Raw genomic sequence first — 12,572 nt, forward strand, 5'->3', positions numbered from 1 at the left:
CCGAAGAGGCAGCCATCAATGCTCAGGAGCGCAAGGACATGAAGTTCGTACTGATCGCGACCGCGATCATGATAGCCACGGTCGCTCCTGTCTTCGCATTTATCTAGCCAGAAACGTCAAGGCGCCAAAGCGCCTATGCCGGATCCTCGTCGAGTTCGGGATAGTGTCGAAAGATGCCGCTCTCGTTGAAAGCGATGCGGCGCTCCGATTTGAGATAGGCAGAGATCCTCGGCCTTTTCCCGACGGCGTCGCGAAGTCTGGCCACATTCGGATACCGGCTGTCCAGCGATGCCATCGCCCGCGGGAAAGCGTAGGTCAACCCTTCGGCGATCTGGAAGAGCGACAGGTCCACATAGGTGATCACGCCGCCGACAGCCCAGCCTTCGCCGGTCGGGTTTGATCCGATCACGCCGTCGAAATAACCGAGAAACTTTGGCACCCGCTGCGCAAGAAACGCCTTTGTGCGCGCCTTGGCCTCCGGCTTCTGATCCTCGTAATAGTCCCCGGTGCTGATCGGATGGTGGGTGTCGTGAACCTCGGCCACGAAGTCGGTGATCGTCAGCTGCAGACCCTGCGCAAAAACACGCAACCGTTCGTCATCGGGAGCAAGCCCGAGCTTCGGGCCGAGATAGTGCAGGATGTTGGCGACATGCGAGACGACGATCTCGCCGTCTCTCAGAAACGGCGGAGCGAATGGCAGGTCGGGATAGGCTTGGCTGCCCTTCAGGTAATTCATCATCTTTTCGGACCCGTCCGTGGTTCTCGCCACGTCGAGATAGTCCGCACCGGCGTCTTCCAGCGCCAGTCTGACGAATTCGCCGCGACCCTGCAGGCCGTCCCAGTAGTAGAGTTCATATGCCATGGCTGTGCTTGCAATCCCTGTTTGAGTGGGTCGCCGTCGATCGCTGCGGCGTTCTCTTTCCGAACGAGCAGAGCGCCCGTTTGTTCTCGCACTTCTGCACGGCTGGCATTCCGTATCGTATCTTGAACATCTCCGGAGAGCGCTAGATTACCACGCGACACCGGCTGAATGTCCGGCTTGCCACCTATAATGCCCGTCTTCAGTTCGGAACGGAAACCACCATGGCTCTCAAGATCACCGCCATCATCTTCACCCTGCTCGGGCTCGCTCTCGCCATCGGCGGCGGACAGCTCGTCATGCTGGGGGGTAGTGTTTATTATCTCATCTGCGGCCTTGCCTTTGTGCTGACCGCCATTCTGCTTTTCCTTAAGAAACGCGCGGCACTGCATGTCTATGCCGGTATTGTCATCGTTTCGCTCGTCTGGGCGCTTTGGGAAGTCGGTTTCGACTGGTGGCAGCTCGGCCCGCGCGGCGGTCTCATCATCGTCCTCGGCTTCTGGCTGCTGACACCGTGGATCCGCAAGCCGCTCGGCTTTCTCAGCCCATCCGGCATGCAATACAGCGCCAGTGCCGTACCGCTGGCCATCGCCTCGGTCATTGCCGTGGTCGTCGCCGTCGCCTCGATGTTCTTTGACCCCTACGACCAGAGCGGTGAGCTGCCGGACCAGTCGGTCGCAGCCGCCCCGAAGCTCGGCGGTGATGTGCCGGATGGCGAATGGCACCAGTATGGCCGCACGCCCTATGGCCAGCGCTATTCGCCGCTCGACCAGGTCAATGTGGACAACGTTGCCAACCTCACGGAAGTCTGGCGCTACCAGACCGGTGACGTGAAGCGGCCGGACGACGTGGGCGAGACGACCTATCAGGTCACGCCGCTCAAGGTCGGCAGCTCGCTTTATCTCTGCACGCCGCACAATCTCGCCATCGCGCTCGATGCGACGACCGGCAAGGAGAAGTGGCGCTACGACCCGAATTCCGGCATGAACCCGGACCGCCAGCACCAGACCTGCCGCGGCGTCAGTTATTACAAGGACCAGGCGGCCGCTGCCGGTTCCGCATGCGCCGAGCGCGTCTATCTTCCGACATCCGATGCCCGTTTGATCGCGCTTGATGCGGCCAACGGTCAGGTCTGCCCGGCCTTTGCGCAGAACGGCACGCTGCGTCTGGAAACCGGCATGCAGCACAATCCGGCCGGCTACTACTATTCCACATCGCCGCCTGCGATCGTCGGAAACAAGATCATCATCGGCGGCGCCGTCAACGACAACTACTCGACGCAGGAACAGTCCGGCGTCATCCGCGCCTTCGACGTCAACACCGGCGCACTGCTCTGGAACTGGGATTCGGGCAATCCGAGCCAGACCCAGCCGATTGCCGAGGGCCAGACCTACACGACCAATTCGCCCAACAGCTGGTCGGTGTTCTCGGTCGATGAGGAACTCGGCCTCGTCTACATTCCGCTCGGCAACCAGGTTCCCGATCAGCTCGGCATGAACCGTTCGGAAAGCGTCGAGAAATACTCGTCCTCGATCGTCGCGCTCGACATCAATACCGGTGCCGACCGTTGGGTCCGCCAGACGGTGCATCACGACCTGTGGGACATGGACGTGCCGGCGCAGCCGGTGCTGATCGACCTGTCGCGCCCGGATAATTCCGTGGTGCCGGCGCTGGTCGGTCCGACCAAGCAGGGCGACATCTACGTTCTCGACCGTCGCACCGGCGAGCCAATCTTCCCGATCACCGAAGAGCCTGCTCCGAAGGGTGCCATTCCGGAAGACTTTTCCGCACCGACCCAGCCCACCTCGGCCGTCTCCTTCAAGCCGGAGCCGCTGAAGGAAAGCGACATGTGGGGCGTTTCGATGCTCGACCAGATGGTGTGCCGCATCTGGTACCACCAGTATAACTACGAGGGTCGCTATACCCCGCCGTCGCTCAACGGTTCGATCATCTATCCCGGCAATTTCGGCACGTTCAACTGGGGCTCCGTCGCAGTCGATCCCGAACGCCAGGTGATGTTCGGCATGCCGACCTATCTTGCCTTTACCTCCAAGCTGGTTCCGCGTGCGGATATCCCGGCGAAGGGTCAGGACGAAAAGGGTTCGGAACAGGGCCTCAACCGCAATGATGGCGCACCTTACGGCGTGTTGATGGGTCCGTTCCTCGGCCCGCTGCAGATCCCGTGCCAGGCACCACCATGGGGTTACGTCGCCGGCGTCGATCTTCGCACTGGCAAGACCGCCTACAAGCATCGCAACGGCACGGTCCACGACATGACCCCGCTGCCGCTGCCGTTCAAGGTTGGCGTTCCTGGCATCGGCGGCCCGATGATCACCAAGGGCGGCGTTGCCTTCCTCGGTGCCGCTGTCGACAACTATCTGCGTGCCTATGACCTGAAGAATGGCAAGACGCTGTGGGAAGCCCGGCTTCCGGCGGGCGGTCAGGCGACGCCGATGACCTACGCGGTCGAGGACGGACGCCAGTTTGTCGTCATGGTCGCAGGCGGCCACGGCTCGGTCGGCACCACACCCGGCGACTACGTCATCGCCTACGCGCTGCCGCGTTAAGCGGCGGTCGCTCAGGCGGCCTGCTCTCAGCCAACAAAAAAGCCCGGAAGCGTCTGCTTCCGGGCTTTTTGCATTGAAGGCTTTCGAGGCCTCAGGTGAGATGGCTGCCGGCTTCGGCGGTTATGCTGTTGCGCACATCCGTCACGCCTTCGACGCTGCGGACCACTTCCTCGGCGCGGGCGATCTCGCGGGCGTCGGCGACCCGGCCTGCGAGAGCAATGGAGCTTCCGGTGACGGTGACGGTCACTTCGCTTGCATCAATGCCGCCCGCCGAGGCAAGCGCGTCGGCGACCTTGCCTTCCAGCTGGGCGTAAGCCGGGAACTCGACTTCGATCTCCGGCGCGGTTTCGTTAAACTGCGGATGTTTGAATACCATGTGACGTTCTCCCTGATGTCGTCGCGTCCAGCAGGAGATGAGGGCGAAACGACCCTCGCGCGGCACCTGCGGATCATCAGGAGATACAACGCGGCGCACAGCCGTTGGTTCAGCTCGCGCTTCCGAGCATGGTGGCGATCACGTCCGCCAGCTGGTTCTGGGAGAACGGCTTCGGCAATCGCGGCAGTTGCAGGCGGTCGTCCTCGCCGGGCGGCAGTTCGGCATAGCCGGTGGCCAGCACCACCGGCAGGCCCGGCCACTGGCGGTTGATCTCCGACGCGAGTTCGCTGCCGGTCATTCCCGGCATGGAATGGTCCGTGACGACGAGATCGATCGTATCCGTGCGGGCTAGCGCAGCCAGCGCTTCGCGGCCGTTATAAGCTTCGATCACCGTGTGGCCGAGATCCTCCAGCATCAGGGATGTGTTCATCAGCACCAGCGCGTCGTCGTCGACGGCCAGCACCGTCAGCCTCTCCTTCGGTCGCGCCGCAGAGAGATCCGAGGCGGGCTTCTTCTCCTCCGGGCAGTCTTCAAGACGGGCAACGGGCAGAAACAGGGAAACCGTGGTTCCCTTGCCCTCTTCGCTGTCGATCGAAAGCCGGCCGCCCGACTGCTCGGTCAGGCCCTGCACCATGGGCAGGCCGAGACCCGTTCCCTTGCCGACGCCCTTGGTGGTGAAGAACGGTGTGGTAGCGCGGGCAAGCGTTTCCGGATCCATGCCTTCGCCCGTATCGGAAACGCTGATCTTGACGTAGTGACCCGGCTGGAGCTTGTCGTCGCCTTGCGCGAAGTGCACATCAATGGCGGTGATCGTCACGGTTCCGCCTGTTGTCATCGCGTCACGGGCATTGACGACGAGGTTCAGAAGCGCGCTCTCGAGCTGCACAGCGTCACTTAGAACCGGGGGCAGGCTGTCGGGAATGTCGGTTCTGATTGTGAGGTCCGATCTCAGCGAACGCTCGAAGAAATTCATCATGCCATCGATCAGACCGGCAACGCCGATCGGGGCCATGTGGAGTTCCTGCCGCCTCGAAAAGGCCAGCATGCGCTGCGTCAGCGCTGCACCGCGCTCGGCGCCCTGAATGGCGTTTTGCAGAAGCGGCATTAGCGACGGGTCGTCCGGCAATCTCTTCTTGAGGATTTCAAGGCTTCCCAGCACCGCCATCAGCAGGTTGTTGAAGTCATGGGCGATGCCGCCAGTCAGTTGGCCGATCGCTTCCAGTTTCTGCGCCTGAAACAGATCCTCACGGGCGACGGTCAGCGCCTTCTGCGCCTCGATCTTTTCCGTGATGTCGCGGGTGATCTTGGCGAACCCTTTCAGCTCTCCGGTCTCGTCGCGGATCGCGTCAATGATCACATGCGCCCAGAAACGGGTGCCGTCCTTGCGGTGGCGCCAACCCTCGCCCTCGAAGCGGCCGTCCCGCAGGGCCGTTGCAAGATTTTTTGTCGGTTCGCCGGCGGCGCGGTCGTCTACCGTGTAGAACGTCGAGAAATGCTCGCCGACGATCTCCTCGGCGCGGTAGCCCTTGATGCGTTCGGCACCGTGGTTCCAGTTGCTGACATTGCCCTTGCCATCGAGCATGTAGAGCGCGTAGTCGCTGACCCCTTGCACCAGGACCTCGAACTGCCGCTCGCTGCGTTTCAGGTCTGCTTCGGCATTCCTGCGCTCGGTCAGATCGCGGGTGACCTTGGCAAAGCCGAGGAGCTGGCCATCGCCGTCGCGGATAGGATCGATGATGACATGCGCCCAGAAACGGCTGCCGTCCTTGCGAACCCTCCAGCCTTCGTTCTCGAACCGGCCTTCCGCCGCGGCAATCCTCAGTGCGCGTTCCGGCAGATGGTCAAGCCGATCTTCTTCCGTATAGAATCTGGAGAAATGCTGGCCGAGGATTTCGGATTCCTCGAACCCCTTGAAGCGCCGGGCGCCCGGATTCCAGCTGGCGATGTGGCCTTTCGGATCCAGCATGTAGATCGCGTAATCCGTGATGGAATCAATCAGAAGCCGATACCGCTCCTCGTTAAACGGGGATACCTGATGGCCTTCCTGCACGGTCTTCAACTTTCCCACCGCCCAAACTCAATATGCGATGTACCCCGAGCTTACGTCTCGAGGCGCCAGTGGGTCCACCATGCCTTGCATTGCAGAAAAATACGAGTGCCTTGACACAATGAGGTTAAAGATGAATAGTGACGAAAAATGAAATTCGTCAGTCGTTAATTGAAAGCCATTACGTTATGGACGTTCCCGTCAGCACTCCCGAGGATACACGCCAGGAAAACGTGGTCCGCATCCTCGAAGCGGCCGAGCGACTGTTCAAGCATTACGGTTACGCCAAGACGACAGTGGCCGATATCGCCAAGGATCTCGGCATGTCGCCGGCCAATATCTACCGGTTCTTCGGGTCGAAATCCGAGATCCACAAGGCGCTTGCCAACCGGATGCTCGAGGCGAGCCGAGCCGTTGCCTGGGAGAATGCAAAGCGCGCTGTCAGTGCCACCGAGCGACTGCGTGACCATTTTCTGCAGCAGCACCGCATCACGGTCGAGACGCTGCTGCACGAAAACAAGGTCCACGAGATGGTTGTCGTGGCGATCGAGGAACAGTGGTCGGTGATCGAAGACCATATCATGCAGCTTCGAGCGATCGTCGCAGGCCTCGTCGAGGAGGGGATTGCAATGGGAGAGTTCCGCGCACAGGACGCTGAGCTTGCCGCAGAATGCCTCTGTGATTGCACGGTTACGCTGTGTCACCCGCAGATCATTGCCGAATGTCTGTTTGAAACCCGGCGCGCCGCGCCGGCCGATGTCGTCGACTTCGCCCTCAGGGCGCTGAAATAAGAACCTGCGCTTGTCGCGCTCACCGTAACCCGCCTTATGGAGTGGGATCATGTCTTTCCGAGGAAAGTCTTTCGTCGCAGCCCGTCAATTTTCTTCCGCCTTGAAAGGCGTTGCAGTCGCTGCGGCGCTTCTTTCGCTCGCGGCATGTTCCGAAGAGAAAAAGGCCGAGGCGCCGGAGATCGTGCGGCCGGTCAAGGTGACGCAGATCGGTGCGCCGGATGAGGGCCGCAAGCTCGTCTATTCCGGTTCCGTGCGTGCCCGCACCGAAATGAATCTCGGCTTTAGGGTCGCGGGCAAGATCACCGAGCGGCTTGTGGATGTAGGCGACCGCGTCACGCCGGGCGAAGTGCTCGCTCGGATCGATTCCACCGATTACAAGCTTGATCTCGGCAGCGCCGAAGCCGATCTCGCATCGGCCACCAAGCAGGTCGAGATCTCCGGCCTGGCGCTTCGCCGCGCGGAAACGCTGGCGGCCAAAGACGTCACCTCAAAATCGCAGCTGGAACAGGCACAGCTCAGCAGCGAGCAGGCCTTGGCACAGCGGGATTCAGCGCAGTCTGCGCTCGAAAAGGCCCGCAATCAGGTTGCCTATTCCGAACTCAAATCCGACCGCGACGGTATCGTCACGGCCGTCAGCGCCGATCGTGGCCAGGTGGTGAGCACCGGCACTTCCGTCGTCACGGTCGCTGTGGATGGCGAGAAGGAAGTCCAGATCGCGGTTCCGGAAATGGATGTCTCGCATTTCAAGCCGGGCGACGGGGTCAAGGCGCGGATCTGGTCGTCTGCCGATCTCGTGATCGACGGCAAGGTGCGTGAAGTCGCGCAGAGCGCCGATGCCCAGTCGCGCACGTTCGCGGTGCGGGTGAGCCTTCCCGCCGACCCGAAGATCCTGCTCGGCATGACCGCATCGATCGAGGCTGTCGCCGGCAACGCGGTCAAGGCCTTTGCCATTCCGCTTGCAGCGCTTTCCAAGAAGGGTGACCAGCCGATCGTCTGGGTGGTCGATCGCGGCAAGGGAATTGTCGCGTCGCGTCCGGTCAAGGTGGCGGATTTTTCCGATGACGGCGTGCGCATCTCGGAAGGCCTTGCCGAAGGCGATCTCATCGTCTCGGCCGGCACCCAGTTCATGAAGGACGATATGAAGGTGAAGCTGCCGGAAACGGTCGCGACACGCTTCGGCTCGGTGTCGAGCCAGTCCACCGCTTCCGTCCAGCCCTGATATTTCCGGTTAGAGGATCAAGATCATGAGTTCCGATCATCAGGCCAATCCGCTGGAAAAGCAGACGGAAAAGGGCAGTTTCAACCTGTCCCGATGGGCCATCGGCCATCCCAGCATCGCGCGTTTTCTGTTCGGTCTCATTATCGTCATGGGTGCGCTTGGCATCATGAACATGGGCCAGAAGGAAGATCCGGACTTTACCTTCCGCGTCATGGTCGTGCAGGCCCAGTGGCCGGGTGCCTCGATCGAGGACATGCAGAACCAGGTGGTCAACAAGATCGAGCGCAAGCTGCAGGAAACCCCGCATCTCGACTGGGTCAAATCCTACACCCGCGCCGGCATCTCGATCACCACGATCCAGGTGAAGGGCGACACGAATGCGCAGGACGTTGCAGATGCCTTCTATCAGGTGCGCAAGAAGATCGGCGACATTCGCCAGGATCTCCCGTCCGGTATCTACGGGCCCTATTTCAACGACGAGTTCGGCGATACCTATATCACCCTCAACGCCATTACCGGCGAGGGCTACAGCTATCCGGAGCTGAAGCAATACGCCATCCAGGCCCGCGACATGCTGCTGGCCACGCCGGGCGTCGAAAAGGCAACGATCCTCGGCGACCAGCCGCAGAAGATCTTCATCGACGTGTCGTCGCAGGCGCTTGCCGAGCGCGGCCTCACCGTCAATGACATCAGCACCGCGCTGGCCGGCCAGAACGATGTCGATGCGTCCGGCTCGGTGGAAACCGCCGATCGCTCCGTGCGGATCTCGGTCGAGGGTGGCGTGACCACGCCAGATGATATCAAGGCGCTGCGGCTGCGTGCCGGCGACCAGGTCTTCCGTCTCGGCGATATCGCCACGGTGAAGGAAGGTCTCGAGGACCCGTATCAGCGCAAGTTCCGCTTCAACGGCCATGACAGCGTGCAGCTCGGCGTGGTGATGGCGAACGGCTACAAAGTGACCGACGTCGGTCATGCGGTGGAGGAAACCTACAAGCGCTTCGAGGAGACGCTGCCGGTCGGCGTCCAGGTAGAGCAGATCTCCAACCAGCCTGAGGTCGTCACCGAAGCCGTCGGCGAGTTCACGCAGGCGCTTCTCGAAGCGCTGGTCATCGTGCTGGTCGTGTCGCTGATCTCGATCGGCTGGCGCTCGGGCATCGTGATTGCGATCGCCATTCCGCTGGTTCTGTCGGCAACGCTTGCCATCATGTTCTATCTCGGCATCGAGCTGCAGCGTATCTCGCTCGGCGCGCTGATCATCGCGCTTGGACTGCTCGTCGACGATGCGATGATCGTCGTCGAGTTGATGGAAAGAAAGCTGGAGGAGGGGTTCGAGCGGCTCGATGCGGCAAGCTTTGCCTATTCCTCCACCGCCTTCCCGATGCTGACCGGGACGCTGATCACCACCGCCGGCTTTATCCCCGTCGGCTTCGCGGATTCGACCGCCGGCGAATACGTACGGTCGCTGTTCTACGTCGTCGGCATCGCGCTCGTCGTATCCTGGTTCGTGGCCGTCTATTTCACCCCATGGCTCGGCTACATGATCCTCAAGCAGCGCAGTCATGCGGGCAGCGGCGATCATCACGATGCCTATGACACCCGTATGTATCGTAGCGTGCGCCATGCAGTTGGCTGGTCCGTGCGCCACAAGGCGATCGTGCTTATCGCCACGCTCGGCGCGTTTGCAGCCAGCCTCTGGTCGTTTCAGTTCATTCCGCAGAGCTTCTTCCCGCAGTCGTCGCGACCGGAAATCCTGGTCGACATGTGGCTGCCGGAGGGCACTGCGATCAAGGAAGTGGAACGTCAGGCCAAGGCGCTCGAAGACCGGATCCTCGACGACCCCGACAAGAGCTTTGTCGCCACCTATATCGGCGAGGGCGCGCCGCGGTTCTTCCTGCCGCTCGACCAGCAGTTGCGCAACCCGAACTACGCTCAGCTCCTGATCATGTCGAACGGTCTTGAAGAACGCGAGCGGATGATCGTCAAGCTGCGAAAGATCCTTGCCGAAGAATTCCCGACGGTGCGCGGCAAGGTCGACCGTCTCTTCCTCGGCCCTCCCACCGGCTGGGCCGTGCAGATGCGCGTCGTCGGTCCCGACAAGGCGGAAGTCCGCCGCATCGCCGACCAGGTCAAGGCACGGTACGAACAGCAGCCAGACTTCGGCGCCATTCACGACGACTGGATGGAGCCGGTCGCGGGCATGAAGCTCGTCATCGATCAGGACCGCGCGCGTGCGCTCGGCGTCTCGTCGCAGCGGGTTCGGCAGATGCTGCAGGCGGCAACGTCGGGCGCTCCGATCAGCGACTTCCGCGATGGCGAGGAGACCGTATCGATCGTGGTGCGCGAGCCGGATGCCACCCGCAACCTGCTGGCCGCCGTCCAGTCGGTCTATATTCCGACCGATCTCGGCACTTTTGTGCCAGCTTCGCAGGTGGCCCGTGTCGAGCCTGTCCTCGAACAGGGTATCGAGTGGCGTCGCGACCGTCTGCCGACGATTACCGTCAAGGCAACCCTGCCTGACGGCGTCGAGCCGACGCAGGCCTCGGTAAACCTCTATAACTCGATGGCCGACCTGCGCGCGGCCCTGCCGGCCGGCTATTCCGTGGACATCCAGGGCGGCGCCGAAGATGCGGCCGAAAGCCAGGCCTCGATCGCGGCAAAGGCCCCGATCATGCTGCTTGTCATCATGCTGCTCCTGATGATGCAGCTCAAGCATTTCGGCAAGGCGATGCTGGTTCTGTCGACCGGTCCGCTCGGCATCATCGGTGCTGCGATGGCGCTTCTGATCACCGGTGCACCGTTCGGCTTCGTCGCCATCCTCGGTGTCATCGCGCTGCTCGGCATCATCATCCGTAACTCGATCATCCTGATCGACCAGATCGACCAGGATATCGCGGCGGGTATGCATCGCCAGGAAGCGATCGTAGGCGCCGCCGTCAGGCGTTTCCGGCCGATCATGCTGACCGCGCTCACGGCGGTGCTGGCACTGATCCCGATCTCGCGCGGCCTGTTCTGGGGACCGCTCGCCTATGCCATGATGGGCGGCATCCTCGTCGCCACCGTCCTCACCATCATCGTGCTGCCTGCCGGCTACTCCCTCTTCTTCGGCCGCGAGCCGAAGGCGAAGAACGAGAACAAGTCCGAGACGCCCGCCAACCAGGGCGAGCTGTTCGAGGACAAGCATGATATGCCGATGGCGGCGGAGTGAGGGGCTTTCCCGGTGGGACAGCGCCATAATCTCCCTCATCCCTGTGCTTGTCACAGGGATCCAGCTGCCCCAAGTCCTTGGGGCTGCAAACCCTCTTTCGCCACGCAGATGCGTGTCGGCTGGATTCCTGTGACAAGCACAGGAATGAGGGTGGGTGGGGTAGAGGATGGAGGACACAATGGCCAATCCAGTGCAACCTGCAACTGAAGCCGAGGTGCTGTTCAGTCGCCGCGGGTCTGCCGCGGTGATCTCGCTCAACCGGCCGAGGGCGCTGAACAGTCTCAACCTTTCCATGGTGCGGGCGCTGGACGACATACTCGACCGCTGTGCTGCCGATACCGATATTTCCTGCGTGATCATCAAGGGCGAGGGCGAGCGTGGCCTGTGTGCTGGTGGCGATATCCGGGCCATTCATCAGGCAGGGCGGGCGTCCGACCCCGAGGTGACGCGGTTCTGGCGGGAGGAGATGCCGTTTAATTATCGCATCTCGCGCTATAAGAAGCCCTATGTGGCGCTGATGGACGGGATTGTGATGGGCGGCGGTGTCGGCATTTCGGCGCATGGCAGCCACCGCATCGTTACCGAGCGCACGAAACTCGCCATGCCTGAAACCGGGATCGGCTATGTGCCGGATGTGGGCGCGACGTGGCTGCTGCCCCGGGCGCCCGGCGAGGCGGGAACCTGGATGGGCCTGACCGGTGACGTGGTTGACGGTGCCGATGCGATCCATGCCGGGTTGGCGGATTCGTTCGTGCCATCAGAGAAGTTGGATGATCTCGTCGCCGCAATTGGACAGCTTCCCGGAGACTCAGAGGCTGAGGCAGTGCAGGCCGTGATCGATGCTTTTGCCGTGTCTGGCGAAGGTGGCACGCTTGCGCAGAACCGTGACGTAATCGACCGAACCTTTGCGCATGATACGGTCGAGGAGATCCTCGCGGCGCTCAGCCGGGAGACAGGCGAGTTCGCCGGAAAAACCCTTGAGACTCTGTCGAAACGCTCGCCGACCAGCCTCAAGCTGACGCTGAAACTGCTGCGTCTCGGCCGTGACAGTTCAAGCCTCGTCGAATGCCTGGAGCGGGAATTTACCGCCGCTTGCGAACTGCTGAAACACCATGATTTCTACGAGGGCGTGCGGGCCGCCGTGATCGACAAGGACCGCAATCCGCGCTGGCAACCGGCAAGCCTTGCCGAGGTGACCGACGCCGATCTTGCTCCTTATCTTGCGGCCGATCACCCGGTTCTGTTTGCCGATCATCGGTTGTAGGGCGCGCAGAAGCATCCACACCGGCGAAGCCGGGATGGGCGAAATGGGAGTGGGGCAGGCAGCGGTGTTTTGGGTAGGGGGGAGATGATGATCTGCCTGCCCCGATCGAGTTTGGTGCGATATTTTCGGGAGATGTCAGTTCCCGAGAGACCGCATGTCGTTCGACCATCACCGGAAACCGAGCTTCGTCCTCAGAAGCGCTGAACCGTCGGGGACCGGTTCGCGAAAACGGTTTCCCATCCGA

General features: G+C 61.8%; 8 protein-coding genes. 5 read left to right on the top strand and 3 right to left on the bottom strand.

Translation table 11 applies throughout. The annotated features are described in order from the left end of the window. Positions 1 to 133 precede the first annotated feature (133 nt). Positions 134 to 862, bottom strand: coding sequence for a glutathione S-transferase (locus tag AC0JZ8_RS08410; protein ID WP_471892261.1), 729 nt, complete (start codon positions 860 to 862; stop codon positions 134 to 136). 221 nt (positions 863 to 1,083) lie between these two features. On the opposite strand from AC0JZ8_RS08410, the gene AC0JZ8_RS08415 reads away from it, so the two are divergent. After that, positions 1,084 to 3,426 (top strand): glucose/quinate/shikimate family membrane-bound PQQ-dependent dehydrogenase, encoded by a 2,343-nt coding sequence (locus AC0JZ8_RS08415; protein ID WP_471892262.1) that lies wholly within the window; start codon positions 1,084 to 1,086, stop codon positions 3,424 to 3,426. A gap of 91 nt (positions 3,427 to 3,517) precedes the next feature. On the opposite strand, the gene AC0JZ8_RS08420 is transcribed toward AC0JZ8_RS08415, so the two are convergent. Together AC0JZ8_RS08420 and AC0JZ8_RS08425 are read right to left on the bottom strand one after the other, a co-directional pair. After that, entirely contained in the window at positions 3,518 to 3,802 is a 285-nt protein-coding gene (locus AC0JZ8_RS08420) for a BON domain-containing protein (protein ID WP_113111862.1), read from the bottom strand. Between the two features lie 109 nt (positions 3,803 to 3,911). Continuing rightward, the gene (locus AC0JZ8_RS08425) at positions 3,912 to 5,870 is read right to left on the bottom strand and encodes a hybrid sensor histidine kinase/response regulator (RefSeq protein ID WP_471892263.1); all 1,959 of its coding nucleotides are present in this window, start codon (positions 5,868 to 5,870) and stop codon (positions 3,912 to 3,914) included. Positions 5,871 to 6,037: 167 nt separating this feature from the next. Here AC0JZ8_RS08425 and AC0JZ8_RS08430 point away from each other — a divergent pair, with 167 nt between their 5' ends. The 4 genes from AC0JZ8_RS08430 (at position 6,038) to AC0JZ8_RS08445 (ending at position 12,328) form a co-directional block, all read left to right on the top strand. Continuing rightward, positions 6,038 to 6,640 (top strand): TetR/AcrR family transcriptional regulator, encoded by a 603-nt coding sequence (locus tag AC0JZ8_RS08430; RefSeq protein ID WP_062461428.1) that lies wholly within the window; start codon positions 6,038 to 6,040, stop codon positions 6,638 to 6,640. Between the two features lie 49 nt (positions 6,641 to 6,689). Beyond that, on the top strand, positions 6,690 to 7,859 hold the full coding sequence (locus AC0JZ8_RS08435) for an efflux RND transporter periplasmic adaptor subunit (protein WP_092659558.1): 1,170 nt from the start codon (positions 6,690 to 6,692) through the stop codon (positions 7,857 to 7,859). Positions 7,860 to 7,884: 25 nt separating this feature from the next. After that, positions 7,885 to 11,064, top strand: a complete 3,180-nt coding sequence (locus AC0JZ8_RS08440; protein WP_471892264.1) for an efflux RND transporter permease subunit — start codon at positions 7,885 to 7,887, stop codon at positions 11,062 to 11,064. A 178-nt stretch (positions 11,065 to 11,242) separates the two neighbouring features. Then, positions 11,243 to 12,328: an enoyl-CoA hydratase/isomerase family protein gene (locus AC0JZ8_RS08445; protein WP_471892265.1), complete on the top strand. Its 1,086-nt coding sequence runs from the start codon at positions 11,243 to 11,245 to the stop codon at positions 12,326 to 12,328. The last annotated feature ends 244 nt before the right edge of the window (positions 12,329 to 12,572 follow it).

Source organism: Velazquezella soli, from assembly GCF_977018685.1.

Excerpts from the sequence above, each read along its gene's own strand:
- AC0JZ8_RS08420 (WP_113111862.1), bottom strand. The coding sequence starts at position 3,802 with ATGGTATTCAAACATCCGCAGTTTAACGAAACCGCGCCGGAGATCGAA.
- AC0JZ8_RS08435 (WP_092659558.1), top strand. The coding sequence starts at position 6,690 with ATGTCTTTCCGAGGAAAGTCTTTCGTCGCAGCCCGTCAATTTTCTTCC.
- AC0JZ8_RS08445 (WP_471892265.1), top strand. The coding sequence starts at position 11,243 with ATGGCCAATCCAGTGCAACCTGCAACTGAAGCCGAGGTGCTGTTCAGT.
- AC0JZ8_RS08440 (WP_471892264.1), top strand. The coding sequence starts at position 7,885 with ATGAGTTCCGATCATCAGGCCAATCCGCTGGAAAAGCAGACGGAAAAG.
- AC0JZ8_RS08410 (WP_471892261.1), bottom strand. The coding sequence starts at position 862 with ATGGCATATGAACTCTACTACTGGGACGGCCTGCAGGGTCGCGGCGAA.
- AC0JZ8_RS08430 (WP_062461428.1), top strand. The coding sequence starts at position 6,038 with ATGGACGTTCCCGTCAGCACTCCCGAGGATACACGCCAGGAAAACGTG.
- AC0JZ8_RS08415 (WP_471892262.1), top strand. The coding sequence starts at position 1,084 with ATGGCTCTCAAGATCACCGCCATCATCTTCACCCTGCTCGGGCTCGCT.